The sequence below is a fragment of the Ningiella ruwaisensis genome, assembly GCF_004798935.1.
In the GTDB taxonomy this organism is placed as follows: domain Bacteria; phylum Pseudomonadota; class Gammaproteobacteria; order Enterobacterales; family Alteromonadaceae; genus Glaciecola; species Glaciecola ruwaisensis.
On the sequence record NZ_RAHT01000008.1, the window covers coordinates 104,999 to 130,461 of the forward strand.

The 25,463-nt window shown below is 43.8% G+C and carries 19 protein-coding genes and 1 tRNA gene; 4 read left to right on the forward strand and 16 right to left on the reverse strand.

Annotated elements, in window-relative coordinates:
• Positions 1–178: 178 nt before the first annotated feature.
• The 5 genes from kdsB to D6V41_RS15565 all read right to left on the reverse strand — a co-directional run bounded on the left by kdsB (position 179) and on the right by D6V41_RS15565 (position 6,631).
• Complete coding sequence (gene kdsB / locus D6V41_RS15545) at positions 179–976, reverse strand: 3-deoxy-manno-octulosonate cytidylyltransferase (protein ID WP_136252462.1); 798 nt, start codon at positions 974–976, stop codon at positions 179–181.
• Complete coding sequence (locus D6V41_RS15550; RefSeq protein ID WP_136252463.1) at positions 969–1,178, reverse strand: Trm112 family protein; 210 nt, start codon at positions 1,176–1,178, stop codon at positions 969–971. The genes kdsB and D6V41_RS15550 overlap by 8 nt, the downstream gene beginning before the upstream one ends.
• A 29-nt stretch (positions 1,179–1,207) precedes the next feature.
• Positions 1,208–2,281: a tetraacyldisaccharide 4'-kinase gene (gene lpxK, locus D6V41_RS15555; RefSeq protein WP_136252464.1), complete on the reverse strand. Its 1,074-nt coding sequence runs from the start codon at positions 2,279–2,281 to the stop codon at positions 1,208–1,210.
• 3 nt (positions 2,282–2,284) lie between these two features.
• The gene (gene msbA / locus D6V41_RS15560) at positions 2,285–4,039 is read right to left on the reverse strand and encodes a lipid A export permease/ATP-binding protein MsbA (RefSeq protein ID WP_136252465.1); all 1,755 of its coding nucleotides are present in this window, start codon (positions 4,037–4,039) and stop codon (positions 2,285–2,287) included.
• Positions 4,040–4,114: 75 nt separating this feature from the next.
• Positions 4,115–6,631, reverse strand: a complete 2,517-nt coding sequence (locus D6V41_RS15565; RefSeq protein WP_136252466.1) for a ComEC/Rec2 family competence protein — start codon at positions 6,629–6,631, stop codon at positions 4,115–4,117.
• Positions 6,632–6,815: 184 nt separating this feature from the next.
• Here D6V41_RS15565 and D6V41_RS15570 point away from each other — a divergent pair, with 184 nt between their 5' ends.
• Positions 6,816–7,328, forward strand: coding sequence for a DUF2062 domain-containing protein (locus D6V41_RS15570; protein ID WP_136252467.1), 513 nt, complete (start codon positions 6,816–6,818; stop codon positions 7,326–7,328).
• A gap of 25 nt (positions 7,329–7,353) precedes the next feature.
• Here the strand turns inward: D6V41_RS15570 and ligA are convergent, their stop codons facing one another.
• The 3 genes from ligA to smc form a co-directional block, all read right to left on the reverse strand.
• Complete coding sequence (ligA, locus tag D6V41_RS15575; RefSeq protein ID WP_136252468.1) at positions 7,354–9,378, reverse strand: NAD-dependent DNA ligase LigA; 2,025 nt, start codon at positions 9,376–9,378, stop codon at positions 7,354–7,356.
• Between the two features lie 47 nt (positions 9,379–9,425).
• Positions 9,426–10,991: a cell division protein ZipA gene (zipA, locus tag D6V41_RS15580; protein WP_241664569.1), complete on the reverse strand. Its 1,566-nt coding sequence runs from the start codon at positions 10,989–10,991 to the stop codon at positions 9,426–9,428.
• 71 nt (positions 10,992–11,062) lie between these two features.
• A complete protein-coding gene (smc, locus tag D6V41_RS15585; RefSeq protein WP_136252469.1) occupies positions 11,063–14,575 on the reverse strand; it encodes a chromosome segregation protein SMC in 3,513 nt (1,170 codons plus the stop codon).
• 197 nt (positions 14,576–14,772) lie between these two features.
• Between smc and cysZ the strand changes: the two genes are divergently transcribed.
• Positions 14,773–15,582: a sulfate transporter CysZ gene (gene cysZ, locus D6V41_RS15590; RefSeq protein WP_136252470.1), complete on the forward strand. Its 810-nt coding sequence runs from the start codon at positions 14,773–14,775 to the stop codon at positions 15,580–15,582.
• Here the strand turns inward: cysZ and D6V41_RS15595 are convergent.
• The 3 genes from D6V41_RS15595 to pnp form a co-directional block, all read right to left on the reverse strand.
• Positions 15,497–17,155, reverse strand: a complete 1,659-nt coding sequence (locus D6V41_RS15595; protein ID WP_136252471.1) for an SEL1-like repeat protein — start codon at positions 17,153–17,155, stop codon at positions 15,497–15,499. The genes cysZ and D6V41_RS15595 overlap by 86 nt on opposite strands.
• A gap of 6 nt (positions 17,156–17,161) precedes the next feature.
• A complete protein-coding gene (gene nlpI, locus D6V41_RS15600) occupies positions 17,162–18,076 on the reverse strand; it encodes a lipoprotein NlpI (protein ID WP_277750982.1) in 915 nt (304 codons plus the stop codon).
• 219 nt (positions 18,077–18,295) lie between these two features.
• Positions 18,296–20,419 (reverse strand): polyribonucleotide nucleotidyltransferase, encoded by a 2,124-nt coding sequence (pnp, locus tag D6V41_RS15605; protein ID WP_136252472.1) that lies wholly within the window; start codon positions 20,417–20,419, stop codon positions 18,296–18,298.
• A gap of 315 nt (positions 20,420–20,734) precedes the next feature.
• On the opposite strand from pnp, the gene D6V41_RS15610 reads away from it, so the two are divergent.
• The gene (locus D6V41_RS15610; RefSeq protein ID WP_136252473.1) at positions 20,735–21,121 is read left to right on the forward strand and encodes a hypothetical protein; all 387 of its coding nucleotides are present in this window, start codon (positions 20,735–20,737) and stop codon (positions 21,119–21,121) included.
• Positions 21,122–21,186: 65 nt separating this feature from the next.
• Here the strand turns inward: D6V41_RS15610 and nhaR are convergent, their stop codons facing one another.
• The gene (gene nhaR / locus D6V41_RS15615; protein ID WP_136252474.1) at positions 21,187–22,089 is read right to left on the reverse strand and encodes a transcriptional activator NhaR; all 903 of its coding nucleotides are present in this window, start codon (positions 22,087–22,089) and stop codon (positions 21,187–21,189) included.
• Positions 22,090–22,356: 267 nt separating this feature from the next.
• Between nhaR and D6V41_RS15620 the strand changes: the two genes are divergently transcribed.
• Complete coding sequence (locus tag D6V41_RS15620; protein WP_136252475.1) at positions 22,357–22,695, forward strand: hypothetical protein; 339 nt, start codon at positions 22,357–22,359, stop codon at positions 22,693–22,695.
• A gap of 49 nt (positions 22,696–22,744) precedes the next feature.
• Here D6V41_RS15620 and D6V41_RS15625 read toward each other — a convergent pair.
• The 4 genes from D6V41_RS15625 to glmM form a co-directional block, all read right to left on the reverse strand.
• A tRNA-Leu gene (locus tag D6V41_RS15625) sits at positions 22,745–22,830 on the reverse strand.
• 21 nt (positions 22,831–22,851) lie between these two features.
• Entirely contained in the window at positions 22,852–23,241 is a 390-nt protein-coding gene (secG, locus tag D6V41_RS15630; RefSeq protein WP_136252476.1) for a preprotein translocase subunit SecG, read from the reverse strand.
• Between the two features lie 12 nt (positions 23,242–23,253).
• On the reverse strand, positions 23,254–23,991 hold the full coding sequence (tpiA, locus tag D6V41_RS15635) for a triose-phosphate isomerase (protein ID WP_421907856.1): 738 nt from the start codon (positions 23,989–23,991) through the stop codon (positions 23,254–23,256).
• Positions 23,992–24,115: 124 nt separating this feature from the next.
• On the reverse strand, positions 24,116–25,456 hold the full coding sequence (gene glmM, locus D6V41_RS15640; protein WP_136252478.1) for a phosphoglucosamine mutase: 1,341 nt from the start codon (positions 25,454–25,456) through the stop codon (positions 24,116–24,118).
• Between the last annotated feature and the right edge of the window lie 7 nt (positions 25,457–25,463).

A 25,463-nucleotide genomic window follows, 5' to 3' on the forward strand; every position in this document is an offset into this window, starting at 1 on the left:
TCGAATAAGAATATGAGTAGAGCTATGCCGCAAAATAAAGTGTCGAAAAACATGGATGTTTTTCGTCAAGCGCCTCAAGGATGAGCTCGCAGCGTCTTTATTTTGCGGCATAGCTCTGCTCAGAAAACGTTTCGACATATGTGCTCACTTGGCGTCTTGCTAAATACCCTAACCCTTATCAAGAAAATTTGCGCAAATCTTCAGGCGTATCTACGCCATGAGGTGGTAGCTTTTTGGCAATCTCGATATGGATATCAAAGCCCCTGTCCAACACTCGCAATTGCTCCAATGATTCGATGTGCTCTAACGCACTATCAGGCATATTTGCATAAGCTTTAATAAAACTGGCTCGATAACCGTAAATTCCAATATGGCGAAAATACTTAAACTGCGACTCTGCTTGCCCGTTGTTTAACTGCATTTTAAGCGCAAGATTCGCTGCTTCCAATTGTCCCTGCTCATTTAAAATAATCTGCCCGCGGGTAAATGGTATGGGTGCTCGGGAAAAATATAAGGCTTTACCTTTTTCGCTTTTAACCACCTTTACGACGTTGGGATTTAGCACGTCTTCTGCGTCATCAATGGGATAGCAGAGCGTTGACATGGGATAGTTTGTGTTTGTCGCAAGATTATCTGCACACTGTCGAATATTTTCGGGTGGGATAAAAGGCTCATCCCCCTGCACATTGACCACAATTTCGCTTTTTTCAATGCCGCGAATACTGATTACTTCGCTGATCCGCGTCGTGCCCGATTGATGCTCACTAGACGTCATACAGACGTCTGCACCAAATGCCCTTGCGGCTTTTTCAATACGCGGATCATCGGTTGCTACAATAATCGAGCTTGCGCCTGCCTCAAGTGCTCTCTCATGCACATGTTGGAGCATAGGCTTGCCTTTGATCAATGCGAGTGGCTTTCCTTCGAAGCGTGTCGATGCGTAGCGAGCCGGAATAACCACGGTGAACTTAGTCATGTTTTTTAACCTGCTCCAACTGCTCGGCGCTTAACTCTTTTGCTTCCGATTCAAGCAAAACGGGAATGTTATCAACAATTGGATAGGCGAGTCTGTCGAAGCGACATACCAGACTTTGCGTTTCACCCTCTTCATGTAACACCAGCTTACCTTTACAAGCCGGGCAAGCTACAACGTTCAGCAATTTTTTATTAAAACTCATAGATTTCTCTTTTATTAGAGCGCAAGCTTTTAATCTTCGCTGTCATTATCAATTTTTAAATGAAGTTTTTGCATTACGCTATCAAAAAACTCATTTGAAATATCTGCGTCTACCGCCAGATACCACCAGTTATCATTGGCAAATTCGCTACATTTTATAGCGTCTTTTTCTGTCATCAAGACAATAGGTGCTTGCGGTATATCCGACTGCACAAATTTATGATGATCATCAAATCTTAAAGATTGCTTTGGTGTCAAACCAAGCTCGCGAAGCGTATTAAAAAAGCGTTGCGGAGCGCCTATGCCTGCAAGCGCAATTACTTCTTGATGCAAAAAGCGCTCGACTCCCTCATTCACTGCCAAGCTTTGCCCGCTTTTTACATTTATCCACGATGCAGGTCTTAACTGCATGTCAAAGCATCTAGTCGCGCGGGCGGATTTTATATCACTATCACCCGTTATTTGCCTGCCTGGTTTTGCTTGATCATCGAGCTTTTGTGAGCGATTGCTTATGATGATATCAACATCGTTCAGTCGTGAGCGGGTTTCCCTAAGTGGTCCCATCGGCATGACAAATCCGTTACCGAGTCCCCGCCCATCGACAACACAAATTTCCACGTCGCGTGCGAGGGCATAATGCTGCATGCCGTCATCACAGAGGATGACTTGAGCTTGCGTATTCGCTTCAATAAACTGTGCGCCACGCGCCCGCACAGGATCGATTACGACATCCACTCCCAAGCGTTTAAAAATCAGGGCGGGTTCGTCTCCCACCTGCTTTGGTGAACTACAAGTATCCAATAAATGCGGGAACGCTTTTTGAGTGCCCCCATAGCCGCGAGAAAGCACCGCACACTTTACTCCCTGCGAAATAAAATGCGACGCTAAGGCAAGTACAACAGGTGTTTTGCCATTCCCGCCAACACTGATATTACCTACCACTACAACAGGCAGCTGAGGCCGATACACCTTTAGTATTCCAAATTGATAGGCAAGGCGTCGCAATATGCTAAGCAGAAAGAATACAAGAGCCAGTGGCCACAGAAGAACAAGCCACCAATTTTTAACATGACGTAAATCTGAATACCACGCTTGGCTTAACACTAGTTAGCCTGCAAATTGCATTTTATGAAGCTGGGCATACATACCATCAGCATTTAACAAATCGTGATGAGAGCCAGACTCAATAATCTGCCCATCTTCCACCACTAAAATCAAATCCGCCGATTCGATAGTTGATAAACGATGCGCAACCACAATACTGGTGCGTGATTTTTGTAGCTCGTCCAAGGCATTCTGAATGAATTTTTCAGACTCGGTATCAAGCGCAGAAGTGGCCTCATCAAGAATCAGGATAGGCGCATCGGCCAATATTGCCCGAGCTATTGCAATACGCTGTCGCTGCCCGCCAGAAAGCATCAGACCATTTTCCCCAATGAGGGTATCAAAACCTTGTGACTGCTTTGCAACAAAGTCGGTGACATGCGCGATGTCAGATGCACGTTCAATTTGCTCGCGAGTCACCTGCTCCTGTTTTCCATACGCAATATTATTGGCAATCGTATCGTTAAACAATGTCACTTGTTGAGAGACCAGCGCAAATTGTTTGCGTAAGCTGCGTAGTTTTATGTCTTGAATGTTGTGTCCATCTAACTCTATTACACCGCTGCTTGGCGCGTAAAAACGAGTAAGCAGGTTAGACATGGTTGATTTGCCACTTCCTGAGCGCCCTACCAATGCAATAGTCTGACCAGGTTTGACTTCAAAGCTGACATTTTTAAGGGCTGGTTCGTTTTTAGTAGGATAGGTAAAGCTTACGTCTTTAAACGCCAGTGCGCCGCTTGCCCGCGCAATTTCTATTTCACCTTTGTCCTCTTCATCCTCGTTATCCAATATTTCAAAAATACTCGCACAGGCAGCCATGCCTTTTTGAAATTCGGTATTGACGGTAGTAAGCATTTTCAAAGGTTTCAGCAACATGATCATGCAAACCAGCACATTCATGAACACGCCAATGGTTAGTTTTTCGACCATGGTAGGCGTGCTGGCAACAAACAAGACCACCGCAAGCGCAATTGACGCGATGATTTGAATGCTTGAAACACTTAATATTTGTGAAGTAACAAGCTTCATGGTTTGCTGACGGTTTTGATTGTTTCGCTGTGAAAATCGCTTCGACTCAAGCGCCTGGCCGTCGTGCATCAATACAACTTTGTGCCCTTTTACGGCCTGCTCTATTGATGAAGTCAAAGAGCCCATTGCCGCTTGAATGGCTTTACTTACCTTGCGAAAACGTTTGCTCACATAAGTCACAATAAGCGCGACAATAGGCCCAATAAACAAGAAGATGAGCGAAAGTTGCCAAGAGTAGTAAAACATTACGGCTAATAAGCCAATAACAAGCGCGCCTTCGCGCACCAGAGTTAACAATGCCTTTCCGGCCGCATTTCTTATTTGTTCTGTGTCATAAATTATTTTTGAAATAAGTGCGCCACTAGAAGTGTGGTCATGAAATTCAGTAGGTAAATGAATATATTTATCAAAAAGCTCCTGACGCATCGTCATGACAATTTTGGTCCCCACATACTCCAAAGTATAGGTACCCATAAAATTAAAGACACCACGCAGTAAAAATAGGGGCACCACAAAATAAGCGGCTAATTTCAAATAATTATAGTTACCCGTATTTAGACTGTTATCGATAAGAGGCTGTAGCTGCATAAACACAAAAGTATCGACAGCTGAGTAGCCAATCATGCCGATAATTGCCACCAGAAATAACACTTTATAAGGGCGCAAATAGGTCAGAAAACGACGAATGATTTTTTTGGTGACAGGCTTTTTTGTTACAGGGATATTCATCAATACAGATTGGGATCTTATTTAATTTATTTCGCAAGTATACCAGATAGTTAGAGCAAGACCTAAACATCAGCGTCACTTAACTTTAAAATACCAGCGCGAGTATTCATCATCCCGATAGCTACTTATTTTATATAAATCATCAGTAGATGCTTTCGCATGCAGCGAAACGGAAAAACGAATGCGTATCGCGCCATTTCTCCCCGTTTCATAAAGCGCCTGAGCTGTGTCTTGATAGCGCTCTACAACCTTTTGATGCGGAAAGTTCCAGCGATTATACAAACCGGATTGAAAAATCACCGTCTGTGCTGAAACAGCGTTGACAAAGGCTGGAGTGGATGAGCTTTCACTTCCGTGATGAGGAGCAAGAAGAATATCAGCGTTAAGCGCGTCAAGATCTCCATCTTGCGACGAATAATAACTCAGCATTGCCGTTTCAGCTTCATGCTCAATGTCACCCGCAAACAATACTTTTGTTCCGTTAACATTGAGCATCAGCACACAACTGTCATTATTGTTATCTCCCGATGTTTGCTCAAGGGGCCAAAGCGCTTGAACACTGACAAACTTATTCATCTGCCAGCGCTGACCAGCAATACAATCATCGCGCACACTGTGCGTTGACAGGATCTCAATGTGAGACTGTAAAAAAGCCAAACCACCCGCGTGATCGTTGTCAAAATGACTAATAAAGACGCGGGAAAGTCGCTCAACTCTCTGTCCTTTCAAGTAAGGATAAATCACAGATTCAGCCATGGAAAATCCCGACGGCGAAGCGCTGCCGGTATCAAACAACCATGCGTTTTCGTCCTGGTGGCTATTTGCCGCTGGCAAATTCATTGCTAAGGCCTCTGACATACGAGGTCTTGATGATGTTTGTTGATTGATTAATAAAGCCGCACTGCTTTGCCCAACGTCAAATACAATTAACTCAATTTCGGCATTTTTATTTATTTTACTGGTAACATTTTTATCCATAATTTTTTTATCCACGCCAAGCGCTAATTGAGAAAGGCTTTCACTTACGTGCATGTTATCCGGAATTGTCTTACTGACGATTAGCAAACACCCAAACGCGACCATCCTTTTGCGCCATTTCATAAAAGGAAGTAACAAGAGTAAGATGACTATCGCAATCGTTATCAAAACAGAAAGATCGGGAGATTGAACCACAAAGCCCGAGGCTATATGTTGAGCGCTCAAATACTTCATGATGTCGATGCAAACACCCATAATCTTATCTGCCCAAATAAATAATGTGGGCATATCTAAACCAAAAAGCATAGATGCGCTTGCAATAAGCGTTAAAGGCACCAGTACCATGCTCACTATTGGCACAAGCAGAAGATTTGCGATAATTCCGAACATTGGAATGTGCCCAAATGCATACCAACTAAGCGGTAAAGTGACAGCAGATAACCAAAATTGCAGTTTTATCATTAGCCAAAAATTAGAGCAAAAACGAAAGAATGCTGATTTTACCCTTGTATAGCCTTGCTCATAGCTATCGTTTTTGCTGTCGTTTAATGTCTGTTTTGTTGCGTATCCTTGCGCTTTAAAACGCCATAAAAATAACCAAATGCTGACAACGGCTAAAAAACTAAACCAAAAACTTAAACCTAATATACTCAATGGGAAAAATAAGAATATGAGGCAGCACAAATGTAAAAAGATGCTGATTAAACGCCAGTGCTGATTAAACACGAGCAGGTAAACGCCAAGCGCCATCGCAATGAGAGCTCGAACAACGGGGATCTCAAAGCCTGCAAGATAGCCATAAATAATACAAATACCGGCTGCAAGCACAAAATAGACTGGATTAAGCTGTAGCTGCCTGTGAAAAAATAGACTTAGCAAATAAGCAAGCGGTCGCTTAAAAAGCAATACACAGAAACTGAATACGACACCTACATGCAGTCCCGATATTGCAAATAAGTGCGCGGTTCCGCTTATTTGCAAGAGTTCCCAATCATCGTCGCTAAAATCTCCCCGATAACCAAAACTCAGTGCACTTAGCCACGAAGTCGTTTTTAGAGAATGCCTGGCAAGCTCGTTAATTGCCCGCTGTCGCAATGAAGAACTCGCATTAAGTATTTCGTTTGAAGGACTATTTATCACATAGCCACTTGCAACTATATTTTTACCTGCCAACCATTTTTGGTAATTGAAGCTATGCGGATTAGCAAGGCTTGAAGGTGGTTTGAGTTTTACCAGGAGCTTAAGCTTTTGACCTTGCTGAATATGAAATGACGGTTTATACCACGAGAGTCTAACTTCAGGTTCTGTATAGAGCCTGTACTTGCCTGCGCGGGCTAACTCAACATTAAAGCGAAGCGAAGAGATTCCCTCAAGTGAATCTTGTTGTTCCGATTTGTTAAGTGACGGCGAAATTACCGATGTGACGCGCGCTTCAATGATGATATTTTGATGAAATATTGCATCATTGAGTTGCCATTGACTATACCAATGCCCCATACTTGAGGCCCATGCAAAAGCCAGTAAAGCGCCCACGCAGCAGGCCGATAAGGTAGGTAATGACTTAACTGGCGTTAAATGTACGAATATAACGAGCAATAAACTGCAGACTATCAATGAAACGCCTGGCAATTTAGGCCATAATATAGAACTTAAGAATACGGCAATAAACACACAAAGTGTCTTGTCAGTAACGCTCAATTTCAACCTCAATGCGAATAGTAAACAAATTAGCGCTCGTACCAGTCAGTTGGCTAAACACAATGTTTAAAAGAAGTTTTAACAAATATGCTTAGAAAATATGCCTAGAAAATTTATTAAGCGATATTTACCTGATCACAAAACCGTGATTGCCAATAAATCACTCAAGATTTTTGGTAGCTTGCTGCACGATCCTAATCTCTGGCATCTAAACAGGCGCTCGGCAAAAGGCGCCTTTGGCCTGGGACTCTTTTTTGCATTTTGGCCTGTTCCTTTTCAAATGGTATTGTCTGCTGCAATGGCAATTCCGCTGCGTGTTAACCTGCCCTTATCCATTGCAACCGTCTGGATCACTAACCCACTTACCATGCCACCTATATTTTATTGCGCTTATCTTGTAGGGAGTACTGTACTTGGGACTGAAATGTCGCAGTTTCATTTTGAATTGAGCTGGGCATGGGTAGCTGAATCACTGACTACCTTCGGACCTGCCTTTTTGTTGGGCTGTTTAATATGTTCAATTATTGCTGGCGCAATTGGCTATTTTGGAATGGACTGGGTTTGGAGATGGTCGGTCAATCGTGCATGGCGCAAGCGCTTTGACAAGGTCTAAACGGTATTTATCAAAGCGCGAAAACTTACAAACTGTTTAAGTAATCAACAAGCTTCTGTTCGTCCCAAATTTCAATACCGAGTTCATTTGCTTTACTCAGCTTTGAGCCCGCTTTTTCGCCTGCGATAAGCAAATCTGTTTTTGCGGATACACTTCCAGACACTTTCGCACCAAGCTCTTGCAGCTTCGCCTTTGCTTCGCTTCTTCCCATTTGAGAAAGCGTCCCAGTGAGTACCAAGGTTTTGCCTGCCAGAGGCTGTTGCTCAGCAGAGGCTACTTCTATGTCAGGCCAATTTACGCCGGCTTCCTGTAGCTGACGAATAATGTCCAAATTCGCAGGCTCTCGCATGAATTCATAAATATGATGGGCAACAACCTCACCTACATCCGCTACTTCAGTTAGCTCATCCAAATTCGCACTGATCACTTTATCCAGACTTAAAAAATGAAGTGCTAAATTACGCGCGGTTGCCTCTCCTACTTCGCGAATTCCCAAGGCATACAGAAATTTTGCCAGTGTGGTATTTTTCGCGGTCTCAAGTGCGCGCAGTAAATTCACAGCGGATTTATCACCAAAGCGTTCCAGGGAGGTAAGCTGAGGTATGGTTAAATTAAATAAATCAGCAGGATTGTTAATCAATCCCTGTTCAACCAATTGCTCAACCAGTTTATCCCCTAAACCATCAATATCGAGCGCCTTTCTGGATGCGAAATGCTTTATCGCTTCTTTGCGCTGTGCACCGCACACCAAGCCGCCGGTGCAGCGAGCAACAGCTTCTGATGCAACTTTTTCAATATGGCTGTCGCAAATGGGGCAGCGGCTTGGAAACACGATATCCTGTGCGTCTTCGGGTCGCTTAGCTTCAACCACTGACACAAGCTGAGGGATCACATCACCTGCACGGCGAATTATGACTGTGTCGCCAATCTTGACTCCCAAACGCTTAATTTCGTCCTGATTATGTAAAGTGGCGTTTGACACAGTCACGCCACCTACAAATACAGGCTCCAATCTGGCCACAGGTGTGATTGCACCTGTCCTTCCCACCTGAAATTCAACGGCTCGCAAGATTGTCATTTCTTCCTGAGCAGGAAACTTCTGTGCGAGAGCCCATCTCGGTGCCTTTGAAATAAAGCCCAAGCGCTGTTGTAAGTTGAGAGAATTGACTTTAAAAACGACTCCGTCAATGTCATAGCTCAAATCACTGCGCATTTCACCAATCTTATTAAAGTAGTGAATACAGGCTTTGGCTCCAACGGCTACGTCACTCTCGCGGCATAGCGGCAGGCCCATGTCTGAAAGTTTCGCCAAGCGAGCACTGTGAGTTTCAAGCGCTGCAATTTCGCCGCCCTCCAATACACCGACAGAATAAGCATAAAAACGAAGCGGGCGGCTGGCGGTAATTTTCGAATCCAGCTGACGCAGACTGCCTGCCGCTGCATTTCGAGGATTAGCAAACACTTTAGCGCCCTTTTCTTTTTGTACTTGGTTAAGGTTTTCAAAACCCTCTTTCGGCATAAACACTTCGCCTCGCACTTCTAAACGAGAGGGAAGATTTTCACCTAAAAGTTTCAGGGGAACATTGGCGATCGTTTTCACATTTTCAGTGATATTTTCACCTGTTTGGCCATCGCCACGTGTCGCCGCTCTGACTAAAATACCCTTTTCATACAAAATCGAAACCGCTAAACCGTCCAGTTTGGGTTCACAAGCAAATTCGATATCTTCAGACATATTTAGTCTGTCATGAATGCGATGTTCAAAGGCGACGAGATCATCGTCTTCAAAGCCATTGTCTAAGCTAAGCATTGGAATTTCGTGCTCAACACTTTCAAACTTGCTTAAAACAGCACCGCCAACTTTTTGAGAGGGAGAATCTGCGGTTCTTAATTGTGGCGCCTCTTTTTCTATTGCAATCAGCGATTGCATAAGGCGATCGTATTCAGCATCAGGCACGGTAGGCGCATCGAGTACATAGTATTCGTGTGCGAATTGTTCTAATTGCTGTTTAATTTGCGCATGTTGCTGTGCTAAAGAGAGTGTCGACATCTCGGTGATTATCTCGTTAGATTATTAGGTTAGTGCCTGGACGCGCGCTATCGCGAGTATCGGCTGCGTTCAAATACACGAATCCGCTCACTGTATTGCTGTAAGCTTTGTTTTGATAAAGGCACTTTATTTCCATCGAGTATCTTACAGCCGAATTCTTCAGATATTTTACGCGCAGCATTATGCATCATATTAAATACTTGCTGCGCTTCCCCATCAATTGGCAGCATCATAAAAAGCGAAACACCGTAGGTGGAAAAGTTTTCAATATTATCTATATCAAACACTCCCGGCTTAAACATATTCGTTAGGCTAAATAAAATAGGGCCCTTTCCATTTGTGTTCACATGACGATGGAAGATATCGTGCTCACCAAATTTAAAGCCTAAGGTCAGCAACATTGGCAGAAGTGCCGCCCCACTAATTGGATTATCGTCGCTCGCACGCACATTAAGCACTAACACATCTGACTCTGGTGGATGCTCCTGACGAGATTGCTCGTTTGTACCTTCGCTGCTTTTAATTTGTGTATCTGCCTGATTATCGATGCTGGCATCAGTGCCACGGGATGGTTCATTTTCTGCACTTTGTGAAGATTCAAAATCGATACGCATTTGATCTTCAGCTTTTTTACTTGCGGCATCAAGCTTGGGTTCCTTTCGAATTTTTTCGGCAAGTGTTTTGCGTTTACCGCGCATAAGACGTTTCGTTTTTTCAGCAAAACTTAACTCTTTTTCTACGCCTTCAACCGGCTTGATTTTTTCCTTGTCATCATCGCCAGTAGCTTCTGAATTTGTTGATGCGATTGGCTCCTTTACAGCAGCACTTGGTTTATCATTATCTTTTAAAGAAGCAGCATTAGAAACAGGGCCTTGCTGGACATCAAGTGAAAAGTCAGGTGCAGATTCAAAAGGCTGTTTTTCTGATGAAGATGCATCTTTATTTGTGTTTGTCAGTTCTTGGGCATGCGTGGTGCTTTTATTCTGATTAGCATCAGTCTCACGCTCCGCCTGATCTTTTGTCTTTTTTAACAAAAATCCTGGAGGTTCAGGAATGGGACCAAAATCGCTCGATTTCGCGGGATCGTCGCTTCGTTTTTCTTTTTGTTCTGGTTTCTTAAATCCTGGCTTGGGTTGCGTTACCACTCCCGCATAAACGGGACCGTCAGGCTTGGCGCGTTTGCTGTCCGCTCCCATTTCTTCAGAAAAATGTTCTGCAACGTCATCATCGGTGATCACAACACGCTCAGGAGCATTACGCGTAATAGGCGTTGAAAATTGTGACGGTGCCAAGTCTTCCTCATCTTCGTCTTCATGGGCGCCCGGGCCATTATGAGCTTGAGATACATTGCCTTTGGCAGTTTGACTATTTGAACTGATAATGCGCGCTTCACTCACACCGACATCGTCGTAATCATCATCAGAGAAATCGTCCAGTTCAACATCTTCGGCTAGATCGTCGTTTGAAAATCTGGGCTCATAGCCTCTTGGTTGAAAACTGTTGGGGCGGCTTTGTTGTTTGTTTTTTCTGACCGTCCACCAGCCATGCGCCAAGATGCCCACGATGAACACGATCCCAATCACAAAAAAAGCAATTCGTAATTCTTCTTGCATTACAGTCCTTTATTTTTGTTATACCGCAATTTTGTTAATAACACTTGCTCTTAATTTTATTCTTATCTCGTTTATTCTGCGATGGCGAGTGCTTCTTCCATATCTACTGAGACCATGCGTGATACGCCAGGTTCAGCCATAGTAACCCCGGTAAGGTGAGTCGCCATTTCCATCGCCACTTTATTGTGCGTAATGTATATAAACTGCACCGTCTTTGACATTTCAGAGACTAGTTTACAGAATCGACCCACATTTGCATCATCTAAGGGCGCATCCACTTCATCCAACAAGCAAAACGGTGCCGGATTAAGCCTGAATATCGCAAATACTAATGATAATGCGGTTAACGCTTTTTCACCACCGGATAATAGATGGATTGTACTATTTTTCTTGCCCGGTGGCCTTGCCATTATCGTTACACCAGTCTCAAGCAAATCATCGTCCGTCAATGCCAGGTAAGCAGAACCACCCCCAAACACTTTTGGAAAAAGCGTTTTCAAATCCTCATTCACTTGGTCAAAGGTGTGTTTAAATTTTGCGCGTGTTTCTTTGTCGATCTTGCGCATTGCATTTTCAAGTGTTTCAAGCGCTTGGGTCAAATCGGTGTTTTGATCGTCCAGATGCTGTTTTCGAACCGCCTGTTCTTCATACTCTTCTACTGCCGCTAAGTTCACTGCACCTAAACGGGACAAACTTGCACTGACAGAATCGAGCTGCGACTGATACTCTTTTTCGTTGGCGTCATCGGGAAGGTTTTCAAGGACTTCCTTAACGTTCTGCTTCATTTCTGCCAGTTGTTCAATAAACGACTGCGCTTTTACTTTTGCAGTTTGTGCACTTAACCGTTCGCTTTCGATTTTTTGTTTAATTTCGTCAATTTTCGCATTAATGCCTATTTGACCTTTTTCAATTGTCGCAATTTTCTCTTCGATATGTTCAAGTTCAACTTGTTTAGCCTGCTGTTGCTCGCTTAAGGCTTCTTTACTTGCTAACATATCCTGCAACTTAGCCTGCTGATCTTCACTTGGTAAAAGCAGTGTCTCTGCTTCTTCTTGTAACAAGAGTATCTTTTCTTCATTCTCCTGAATTTGCAGATCTTTATTTTTGCGCTGTTCTTTGAGCAATTGGTAACTGTTTTGCAAACGTTGATTAAGTAGCATTTGCTCGTGCAAACGGCTTTGCAAGGACTGAAACTGGCCTTGTACAGCCTGAAGTTGAATTTGCAGACTTTGTTTATCAGACTCAAGGATAAGTTTTTGCGACTCAAGTTCGGCAGCATCAATACTCGCCTGCTCAATTTCTTCGGTTAAGCTCTCTGAGCTCATCTGCTCCTGAACAAGCATTTCTTCCTGCTTGGCAATATCGTCTAACAAACGACTGAGTCTTGCTTCAAATTGCGCTTTAACTTGCTTCGCATTTTCTACGTCGCGATTTAATAGCGCATGTGCATTTTGCGTTTCACGAAAATCTTGTTGCGCTTGCGAAACGTCACTGCGTTTAAGTTCGAACGCTTGTTCCTTAACGGAAACGATACCCATCTGCTTTTCTTTGTGCGCCGCTAATTGGCTTAACTGCTTTGTAAGCTCCGCAAGCCTTGCTTCCCGGATCACTTTCCCGTCTTCGTGCTTGGCCTTTGAAGCAAAAATAGCATGATTGATCAGATAGCCCTCGCGCGTAACGATGTATTCATTTTGGGCCAGTGAATCAAGCTTCTGATGTGCATCAATCAGTGTTTCTGCTAAAACATATTGGTTAAAAATATCGGGTACATGACTTTGCTTTACTTTTTGTGCAAGCGTTCCGGGGGTTTTCTTCTCGCTGAAGTTGTCTTGAAATAGCAGAGTAGTTGCAAGCGCTTCGGCGTCTGTGCCTGCCGACTCTCGTCTTGAGCCTTCTTTCAACATATCCACTAGTTTTCTGCTTGTTATCCCCTCTATAACAAGCGTATCAGACTGCATCAGACTTATGGCATTGAGCGCAGTTTCAAGCGCTTTTTCATAACCCTCTTCGATACTAAATGCCTGCCAGGCAGGAAGGGTTTTAAAAGCATCGATAAAAGATGACGGGCTTTGCTGTTCACTTTGTTGGAGCGCACTTAAGGCATCAAAGTTTGCTTGAAGCTGAATCGCTTGCGTTTCTATCTGCTGCAGTACGCGTTGTTCATTTTCAAGGCTCTGCTTAAGATCGGATAATTCAGACTCAAGCTGACTGGTATGCGTTGCCTGTTCATGCAATTTCTGGCTTAAATCTGAAAGATTTTCTTCAAGCCTCTGTATCTGGTCATCTGACTGAGACTGATGCTGCTCAAGTTCGTCTTTAAGCTCGTGAATACGAGATTCTGTTCGCTGCTGTAAGCTTAAGGTTTGTTGAAGCTGACCGTGCTTTTGCTGCAAAGTCTGCTTTTGAGCGTGATAGGCGTCCTCTGCCTGCTTTAATTGGTGATTTGCCTCATCAAGTTTGTCCTGAAATTCGTATTGCTTTGCCTGAACCTCGTCTAACTGCGCCTGCAGGCTTTCTTTTTCCGGCTCACTTTCCATGATTTGCGCTTCTTGTTGCGCTAACTCATCAGTCATCCCGGTAAGCGCATGTTTTATTTGTTGCGTGGATTGTTTGAGCTGGTCAATTTCCGCCTGAATCTGACTACCGCGCTTGCGCGCAAACAACTGGGACTGTTCAAGTTTCGTTATATCGTTTCCAAGCTGATAAATTTGCTGTTGCAGATCGCTGATGGCTTGTTTGCTAATAGACTGATCGTTCTTCAAAGCTTGCAATCCCGACTCATCACCTTGTTTGCCTGAAATAATTTCCTCTAGTTCCTGTTGATAGTCGGCAATGATATCGTCGGATTGCTTGAGTAATTCAGATTGAACGAGCCAGCGCATGGTAGCGAGCTGCGCTTTTAATAATCGCTCTTGCGCTTTAAGTTCTTTATAGCGAGTGGCAGCAGCGGCTTGACGCTTTAATTTAGCTAACTGATCGCCCAATTCCTGGCGTACATCCTCCAGTCTGTCGAGATTATCTTTGGTATGACTGATTCGGTTTAGCGTTTCTTTACGTCGTTCTTTATATTTGGAAATGCCAGCGGCTTCTTCTATAAAAATACGCAATTCTTGAGGCTTTGATTCGATAAGTTTCGAAATCATGCCCTGCTCGATGATCGCATAGCTTCGCGGGCCTAATCCCGTCCCCAGAAATAAATCCGTAATATCTCTGCGTCGGCATTTTGCGCTGTTTAATTGATAGCTGGATATCGCGTCTTTGGTAACGATGCGTTTTACCGATAGCTCGTTATACTTTGCGTACTCTCCGCCTATACGCCCTGAACTATTGTCAAATACCAGTTCAACTGAACACTGTGAAACAGGCTTTCGTGCGCTAGAACCATTGAAAATCACGTCTGTCATGGCGTCACCACGCAAATTTTTTGCAGAGCTCTCACCCAAGACCCAACGTACGGCATCAATCACGTTGGATTTTCCGCATCCATTTGGCCCTACTACCGCAGTCATATCACCGGGAAAGGGAATATTGGTTGGGTCTACAAAGGATTTAAATCCTGCCAGACGAATTCGTTTTAAGCGCATTTATTTATTATAAGGTCCGCCACACATACTACATTACTACGATTATCGCGTAAGCTATGCATGATAGAAAAACTTCGTAACAATTGAAAATATCTTTTTGCTATGAGCACACTGCAAACACCTTTTTTATTAGGTACACTTCTATCATGTAACTGCGAATGAACGCTAATTTATCTCTTTAAAGGAAAAAGGTCGATATGCAAACACCAGCGGCAAATGGCAATGCTGACCCAAACAAAAGTGGCTACAACTATTTTTTCCAGGGTTTTGAACTTATCCGTACCAAAGGACTGAAGCGTTTCGTATTTGTCCCTCTTTTTATCAATATAATTCTGTTTGCTACGGCTTTTTATTTCATTCTGGATTATATCCAGCTAGGCGTAGACTGGGTGATTAGCTTTATCCCGGACTTTTTAGGCTGGCTTAAGGATGCGCTGGTTTACCTTTTATGGCCCGTCGCTGTTATCACCGTGCTTTTAGTATTTGCCTTGCTATTTGGAACACTTGCCAATTGGATCGCAGCGCCTTTTAACGGCCTCTTAAGTGAAAAGGTAGAGCGCCATTTGCTAAATCTTCCCATGGGCGATGAAGGTTTACTGGATGTTGTTAAGGACATTCCCCGGACCCTGGGGCGGGAGCTTTCAAAGCTGCTGTATTTCATCCCGAGAGCGCTTGGCTTTTTGATCCTCTTTTTTATATTGCCTGTTATCGGTCAAATTATCTGGTTTTTATTCAACGCATGGATGATGGCTATCCAATACTGCGATTATCCGTTTGATAATCACAAAATTGGCTTTAAACCGATGCGCGAGCAATTACTCCAGCATAAAAGTAATTGCTTTAGCTTTGGTTTGATGGTGAACATATTCTCGCTCATACCGGTTGTAAATTTTTTAGTGATGCCAGTTGCCATATGCGGCGCTACGGCGATGTGGACTGAACGCCTTCGTGATGATGCCCTAGCGATGCGTGACGCTCAAGCACCCCTTGCCAATGCTCAAGGCTAGTACTTTGTTCAATTGACCCATCTGCATGTGCATGTAAATGATGGAGAAACGCATAGATAAACGGCATTTGTGAGCGGTATTTATCAAGTTGATGGCGCCACAAACTAATGTAAATATCGGGTATATATTGCGTATCATGATGCTCCAAAAAGGTGATATCCGCGCTTGGTTTATAGCTTTGTACGTTTGCATTGCTGCATGTGCGACTTGGTGCAAGTGACAAACTCCCTTCAAGTTCTTGCCACAACTGATGCTTGCTATGCGCCATCAATGAAGTCGACATATTCACGTTTTCTTGAGAAAACGCTTGTACCAACAAATTAGGCGCATCGGAATTAGTACAGTGCATTTCGGCCAATTGAGTGCTAAGCGCATATTCATCTACAAAACCGGCAAAGTGGGCTAACTCATGAATAAACACTGAATATTCATCAGCTTGGTCGAGATACATTACACCTCGTTGCACGTAGGCCTTGCCCTGCGGCGCAAAAACAACCAAATGAGTGAAGTCGGGGTACTTTTTTATTTTTGTCAAGGCATCTAAATTACAGCTAATGCGATTATTCGCTTCGTGCGTGATGCAATTTAATACATCTGGCGCTAACCAAGCAATATCATTAATACAAATGGGCAGTTCGGAAAACCGTGCGTCTTCGAGAAAGCGTTGTTTGAAGGCTTTGGCTTGCACCATAGAATGCAAACTTGTGCTTACAAACTGCAGTGTTTGCGCGCAATCGCGATTGACAGAAGCTGAAACAGGCTCATCTGAAAAGAGCGTGTGCGCGGGTTGAATCTGGTAGTGAGTTAACACATGTAAATAGTTTTCAGCTGGCGCAAAACCATTGTGAACGGCCTGCTTCAACCAGCGCTTTGCCTTATCAAGCTGATGCTCTGCATAATATATATTCGCCAGGTAGTACGCACTCTGACCATCGTAATTTGCAGCTTTTTCTAACCAGTATTTTGCATGAAGTTGCTGCTCAAATTGTGCATCCAGCTGATTTATATTCATGTCTGGTAATTGACTGTGTATTGATTGTAAATGCTGCCTTAAATCACTTTGCGCATCATCAGGGTGCTGATAAAAATAACGTGCTATCGTAATTACCGCAGGCGCATAGTCTTTTTGTGCAGAGGCATAGAGATGAGCAAAGCGTTGCGAAGCTTTCGTTGAAATAAGCGACATTTCGAAGTGGCTTTGCGAATGCCCTAATTCAGCGGCTTTGCGAAACCATTTTTTTTGCTGCGTTTGAGCATCTTTTAAAAGTGCCAGTTGATAAGCTGCCTCAGCGTATTCGTGTTTAGCCAATGCTTCTAACCAATAGCTGTTTTTTGTATTGACGCTTTTTAAAATTAAAGCGTCCAGTGCATTTTCATTGCCCAAAATGGCACTCTGATAAAGTAAGCCAGAGCGACTTGAATCATCTAAATTGATATTTTGAGCCTGAGAATAAAGCAGCGCCGGAGAATAATTATCACTCCCCTTTAACAAAAATAGTATAAAGCAAGTGAATAAAAGCGCGGCTACTGGTATTAATTTGGGCCGATACTTACGAGCAGATGTTAGCAGCATGAATGCTTATTGATTCTCAAAGGCGGCTTCGCGAGATTCTTGCGCTTTAATATTTTCGGCGCGTAAATTAGCCAACTCCATTCGCGCGTACTTGTGCTCAACATATTCGTGCACATTGGTACTTAAAGAAAGTTTGAAGTAATTTGCAGCGGTACTTCGATTATTGTTTGCTGCATGGTATTTGCCCAAATAAAAATAGGCTTCACATAATCGGTTATTTAGCTGTGCCTGAGACTGCACGTCACCAATTAGTTTGGCAACCACGCCTGCCTCATCAATTTTACCTAAGTAAAAATCAACCAAACTGACTGACCATAGACTTTCATCAAGCTTGTTGCGGGCATTTAACAGTACCTGTTGTGCTGCAAGCTCATCGACCTTTCGTGTCGCGATATAATGCCAAAGCACCCGGATTGGATCGCTCTCATCCTGATTTAAAAACGCTTTTGTGTCTTTTGTGGCCAACTCACTGCGACCACCATAGTACAGCGCGATGCCTCTGTTTAATCGGGCAAAGTGGTAATCCGGATTAATTTCAAGGGTTGAATCAAAAGCTTCATAGGCTTGCAAAAATTGACGCTCTTGCGCGTAATGTACACCAACAGAATTATATGCTTCGGCCATATCAGGCTTTAAGCGAAGCGCTTCGGTAAAATCAAGCTTTGCCAGGCTGCTTAAGCCAATTGAATCGTAGGCGATACCTCTTTGGAACAGAAGTTCTGCGCGCTCTTCATCACTTAAAGGCGCTTGATAAAGAATATGCGTGTAGCGGGCAATCACCATTTGAGAACGCTGACTGGTGGGCTCAGGTTCAGCAAGCAATAAAGAATTAACGCTCACGCCACGGGGCTGAGACGCGCAACCGCCAAGTGCCAAACTCATAGAAACGAAAACGATAGGGAGAAATCGATAATAGCTCAAGATCGCCACATATGTAGATCAATCATATTGCTAGTGTAATAAAAAAAGATGGCGATGCATAGTCATCAAGCATGAGTCCTGCGCTGATTGTAGTAAAAACACCCCTTACTTCAATGAAGAGCGCAGCATTAGCGAGCGCCAGAACAAGAGAATTCAAAAACAACAAAGCCAGGCAACTGCCTGGCTTTGTATCACTAGTTTATAATTGCTATTGAAAGACTAGTCGTCGCTTTGCTGAGTATCGGGCTGCGGAGCTTGCGGTTTTTCAATGAGCTCTTTCATGCTAAGACGCACGCGCCCCTGACGATCAATCTCCATAACTTTCACATCAACCATCTGTCCTTCAGATAAATGATCAGTCACTTTGTTCACGCGTTCATGAGCAATCTGTGAAATGTGCACCAAACCTTCTTTACCGGGTAAGACTTCAACAAACGCACCAAAATCAACAATACGCATTACTTTACCGTTATAGGTTGCACCTACTTCTATTTCAGCTGTAACTTGTTTGATCTTGTCAATCGCGATATCAGCTTTCGCTTTTTCTGTTGCAAAAATCTTGATCGTTCCATCGTCTTCAATTTCGATATTTGTATCCGATGCCTCAGTAATTGAACGGATAGTCGCACCGCCTTTACCAATCACATCGCGGATCTTGTCCTGGTCGACCTTCATTGTGTAAATACGAGGAGCATATTCACTCATCTCTTCACGATGGCCGCCGATCGCCTTATCCATTACGCCGAGTATGTGCAAACGTGCTTCTTTGGCTTGTTTTAGCGCTATTTGCATGATCTCTTTTGTTATTCCTTCAATCTTGATATCCATTTGAAGCGCAGTAACCCCGTCGGTAGTTCCTGCTACTTTAAAGTCCATGTCACCAAGATGATCTTCGTCGCCAAGAATGTCTGAAAGTACAACAAAGTTATCGTCAGATTTGACAAGTCCCATTGCAATACCTGCAACAGACGCCTTAATCGGTACACCGGCATCCATAAGCGCTAGAGAAGTACCACAAACAGAAGCCATTGATGATGATCCGTTTGATTCAGTAATTTCAGATACAACGCGCACAACGTAAGGGAATTCTTCTGCTGATGGCATCACTGCCTGAATACCGCGTTTTGCCAATCGGCCGTGACCAATTTCACGACGCTTGGGCGAGCCAATCATACCGGTTTCACCCACGCAGTATGGAGGGAAATTGTAGTGCAGCATAAAGCGGCTATTAGAAGTTCCGCTTAACTCATCAATCATCTGCGCATCTCGCTCAGTACCTAGCGTTGCAATAACGATTGCCTGAGTCTCACCGCGAGTGAAAAGTGCTGAACCGTGCGTACGAGGCAAAATACCCGTTGCAACGTCAAGTGCGCGAATGGTTTCAGGGTCGCGACCGTCAATTCGTTTTTCGCCAGCCAAGATACGTGAACGCACAACATCACTTTCCAATTCATGACATAGTTCACTGATCTCTTTTGGATCAAGGCTTTCATCTTCTGCCACTAAATCCGCTACTGTTTTTTCTGTCACTGCTGTAACTGCGTCTTTTCTCTCAAGTTTGTCAGAGATTTGATAAGCTGCAAGCATACCTTCACGGGCTGCGGAATCTACTTTTTCTTTTAGTGAGGTGTTTTCGGCCGGAGGTGTCCACTCCCACTTAGGCGTATTGACTTCAGCGGCAAATTCACTTACCGCTTTGACTACCGCCTGTGACTGTTCGTGACCGTGCATTACCGCACCAAGCATCACGTCTTCAGACAATACCTTAGCTTCAGATTCAACCATCAAAACAGCACTTTCAGTACCTGCAACCACCAAATCTAGTGCGCTTTTCTCTTGCTCGGAACTACGCGTATTTAAAACGAATTCATCATTGATATAACCAACGCGGGCAGCGCCAACCGGACCATTAAATGGAATACCGGAAATCGCCAAAGCAGCAGAAGTACCAATTAGGGAGATAATATCAGTTGGAATTTCAGGGTTGGCTGAGACAACAGTGATTACAACCTGTACTTCGTTTTTAAAGCCTTCCGGGAATAGCGGACGAATTGGTCGGTCAATCAAACGCGCTATTAGCGTTTCATTCTCAGACGGTCTACCCTCTCGTTTGAAAAAGCCACCGGGAATTTTGCCGGCCGCGTAGGTTTTTTCCTGATAATTCACGGTAAGCGGGAAAAAGTCCTGGCCTTCTTTTGCTTCTTTTTTCCCAACAACGGTTACTAAAACCGCGGTATCGTCCATACTTGCCATTACAGCGGCAGTGGCTTGTCTGGCAATAACGCCAGTTTCTAATGTTACAGTATGCTGTCCATACTGAAATGTTTTTGTAATAGGAGTCACACTCTATCCTTTCATTAATCTATTTTATTTTCGCTTTTTATCGCGCGCATAGTATAGCGGTTGTTGTTTGCTAATACCATGTTCTGCGGCATAAAAGCTCTTAAAAGACAAAGATAAACACTCGCTGAAAACAAATCATCATATTCTCGCCCTTACCCTCCTGAATAATACCTAGGTATTTTAAAACCGATAAACGCAAATGGACCTCTGCCGATAGCATTATTAATACGCTATTTAAAACGCACAGTCGGACGCAGGATCAGCCTGTGAAAGCCGTGATTGAATACCTTGGAGTTTATAGGAGCCCTGGCAAGCATGAGACGTTTTATGACCATTGAAGATTTCAAATCCCGTCCCTGTCCTTTTGAATATTTAACGCTGTATTTTTCTTTTTCAATCTCTCTTATAACCGGGACAGCCTGCGTATTCGGACAGATTCAATCATCGTGGGCCATTTTAATTTTGTTTTTACTGATTGGAAGCGGGTCTTTTCTTCTTCGCTGCAAGTACAAGCGACAATCCTTGGCCGAAGGCTTTTACCGTGAATGGCTTGAAAATCTGCCGCCTGCGCAAGTAAAGGAGTTGGCTTATTGTTTAAAATCAGATAGCAGAGAATATGCAATGCTAATGTGCTCAACATATCGCTATAGTTTGGCGCTTGAGCCAGAGAAGCGAGGCTTTAAGCCTGCTTCGCTTGCCTGAAAAGCGGACAAAAACCAAACAACAAGGTCATCAGTTTGCTTGTCCGCACCTGTATAAGGCTTAAACTATTTAAAAATAATATCTCTGGCCGTACTACAAACAGCAGCTACAGCGGGATGTGTAACCTTTCGTTCGGCAGAAATGGCGTAGAACTTTTGTTTGATATCTTTCAGGTGACCAATCACTTCAAGACCAAAACCCTCTTGCACTTCTTGTTCAATGATACTTGGCATAAAAAACACACCAAAACCGGCTTTTCCAAAAGACTTCATTAAGGCGCTATCGTCATACTGCCCTCGTATGATCGGGTAAATGTTTGCATCATGGCACCACTTATCAAACAGTTGCCTGATAGCATATTGTTTTGTCGGCAACAAAATAGGCGCCTCGTTTAAACAGCCGGGAAAGGGTCCTTTTAACTTTTTAGCAAGCTCTGGCGAGGCAAAAAACGAAAGCTCAGACTGCCCAAGATAGTGATTGTATGCTTTGATGCTAAAAGCACTACTAAGCGGTGTATCCGTGAGCACCATATCAACCTCATGCACAGCAAGCTCACCTAAAATTGCCTCTACTGGCCCTTCTTTGCACATAAGGCTCACTTCTTGCGAAAGTGATAATGCAGGCTCCAGTATTTTATAAACAATGGTTTTGGGAAGGGCGCTGGCAGCACTTACTATAAATTCTGAGGTTCCGACTAGTGGCGCGCCACGAAGTACGTCAGTCAATTCCTTTCCTAACTCAAAAATGTCGTCCGCGTAGCGTAATACCAGTCTTCCGGTTTCCGTTAAGCGTAATCGTCTACCCACCCTATCAAAAAGCGGCTGGCCAATTCGCTCTTCAAGCATGCTTAATTGCCCGCTGATTGTTTGAGGTGTGATAAATAGCTTGTCTGCCGCTCGAGCAATACTGCCTTCTGTGGCCACGACCCAAAAGTAATGAAGGTGTTTATAATTAATGTTATCCGCCATTTTGTCCGCCGCGTAATATACTTATTGTCCATTCGAGTCTTTTTTAACAGAACGCAAGTATAGAATTAAAATTTGATGTGAAGTTTCAAAGCTTAGTAAAGATTGCTTTCCAAACTACAGCTCACTTTTTTCGATTATGTCTTATACATATATTCGAATTTATTCGTTCACTTTTACTTGATAGTGTTGCACGGCTAGTAAAAATAAACTGATGATTGACGTGCAGTTTACCCATCACGCCATATCACCATAACTGAGGCGGACTACATGGATTATTCTTTAGATGTAAACAATATGGCTGTAAGTGACGACGAAAGTCACTTGATTGACACGCGCATAGGACTGACGCTTTCTCGCTACGCAAATTTAATTGAACAGTGTCACATTTGTTTATTAAGACAGGAATCAAACGAAGACTCACTGCCCGTGGAATGCAAAATCAATCTTCTTTTACATGCAGGACATGAAATACAAATTCGTGACAGAGCCAGAAATACCGAATATGCCTGTACACAAGCACTTCAGCGCTGTAAACGCGCTATTGAAAGACACCTGAAACATCATAGAGGTGTGCGGTTAGGTTCAAGCATTACCAGTCGTACTTGAATAAATCGTTAATAATAAAAAACGACGCAATACAGCGTCGTTTTTTGTTTGGTGCGGAAAGCGGGACTTGAACCCGCACGAGCATAGCTCACCACCCCCTCAAGATGGCGTGTCTACCAATTCCACCACTTCCGCATATTCTTTCAAATTGCTTACTTAATTAGGTAACTGTGGTTCGTCTTCAGACGACTCAGGCGTTTGCTCGACTTCAATCGGGTCAACTGGTGTACCCGGGGCTTCATCGGGAAGCGTAAACTCTTCAACTTCCTGAACTGGCGTGTCGATGACTTCAAACTCACTCACGTCTTTGTCTTTGTTTGCTGTAATACTACCAATCATAAGACTGATAAAGAAAAACAAGGTGGCAAGAATAGCGGTGGTGCGCGTCATAAAATTACCTGAACCACTTGAGCCAAACACCGTGTTAGAGCCGCCAGCACCAAAAGAAGCGCCCATATCTGCGCCTTTCCCCTGCTGTATCAAAACGAAGCCTACCAACAAAATAGCCACGATCAAATAGGCGACTAACAAAACCTCATATAACATCATTTTTCCTTATTAACTCGCCGCTTGGCAAATTACATTAAAATCATCAACTTTTAAGCTGGCGCCACCAATTAATCCGCCATCGATATCGTCTTGGGCAAACAATTGCTTCGCATTGTCTGCATTTACACTGCCGCCATATAAAATTTGTAAGCGCTGTGCTTTCTCATTCGTTTTTGCTAGATGCTGTCGAATAAATTGATGCACCTCTTGCGCCTGACTCGGGGATGCGGTCTTTCCGGTTCCAATGGCCCAGATTGGCTCGTATGCAATAACGGCTTTATCGAAAAAATCTTCACTGCACAAACTGACAACTGCATCGATTTGTTTTTGCACGTAGGCAAAAACATCCCCGTTCTCACGAACGTCTAAAGGCTCACCCACACAAAGTATAGGCTTTAAACCATTTATCAAGGCGTGCTTGACCTTTTGTGCCACTAATTCGTTACTTTCGTTATGATCCTGTCTGCGTTCAGAGTGACCCAATATCACGAATTCAGCGCCGAGTTCTTTGAGCATGTGTGCTGAAATATCCCCGGTGTGAGCGCCCTTTTCATGCTCACTCATGTTCTGGGCACCTAGAGCAAAGGGCTGGCTGTCAAACTGCGCCAGATACACAAACGGAGGACATACAATCACATCCACATTTTCCGGCGCGTTTATTTCAAGCATAAATTGTTTCACTAAGTCAGCGTTACCGTTCATTTTCCAATTACCGGCGACCATTTTCTTTCGTTCAAACCGCATTATGCTCTCCTTTCGCGCCCTAGCTTTTGCGTCAGATGTATACCTAAAACAAGGCTACTCAAAAGCGGCGCTGATATTAACCAAGTGCGTACTATTATACAAGTACGTAATTTAAAAATTTTCGTTCTTATCCAGCGGCTTTTACTTCATCAGCAATACGATTTGCCCACTTGGTGGCGATTTCACTTTCCTGTGCCTCAACCATCACGCGAATCAGTGGTTCCGTTCCGCTTTTACGTAACAAAACGCGCCCCGTATCGCCCATTTCTTTTTCTGCTTGGGCAACGACAGCCAATACTCGCTCATCGTCAATCGGACTCTTCTGAGACTCGCTGTATTTTACATTGACCAATTTTTGAGGGAATTTTTTAAATCCTTTCGTAATCTCACTTAAACGCATATTGGCTCGCAGCATAGCGGCAATAACCTGAAGTCCTGCCACAATCCCATCTCCAGTAGGAGCATAATTCAGGTTTAAGACGTGCCCCGAATTTTCACCGCCAATACTCCAGCCGCGACGGCTAAGTAGTTCAAACACATAGCGATCGCCCACATCTGCGCGCTCAAAAGGAATGCCCAACTGCTCCAAAGCCAGTTCCATTCCCAAATTAGACATTTTTGTTCCCACTACGCCGCCATGCAGGTTACCAGACTTAAGCGAGTCTCTGGCAATGATAAAAATAATTTGGTCACCGTCAACGACGTTACCGTTTTCATCCACCATCATGATTCTGTCACCGTCGCCATCCAGGGCAAATCCAAAATCAGCCTGATGCTCCTTAACAGCATCGATCGTGGCACGCAATGATGTCGCGCCTACCTGGTGGTTAATGTTCAAACCGTTAGGATCGGTTCCAATCTCGACCACTTCAGCGCCTAATTCGATTAAAACGTTAGGTGCAATGTGATATGTTGCGCCATGCGCACAGTCGACAACAATTTTTAGTCCTTTTAAGGAAAGTTCGGAAGGAAAAGTTCCCTTACAGTATTCAATGTAACGCCCCGCCGCATCATTAACTCGACTTGCTTTTCCAAGTTTGTCACTTTCAACGCAGGTCATCGGCTTTTGCATTTGCTGCTCAATGGCAAGTTCAATGTCATCGTCTAATTTTTGTCCATTAGACGAGAAAAACTTAATACCGTTGTCGAAGTAAGGATTATGAGAAGCGCTGATAACAATACCCGCTTCGGAACGAAAAGTTTTGGTCAAATATGCGATAGCTGGTGTGGGCATTGGTCCTAGCAGGCCAATATTGATACCGGCGGCAGACAACCCTGCTTCCAGTGCTGATTCGAGCATATAGCCACTTATACGCGTATCTTTACCGATTAACACTTTGTTAGTACCGCTGCTTGCAAGCACTTTACCGGCTGCCCAACCCAGTTTGGTCACAAATTCGGGGTTAATAACACTCATCCCCACTCTACCGCGGATCCCATCCGTTCCAAAAAACTGTCGTTGTGACATGCTTCTA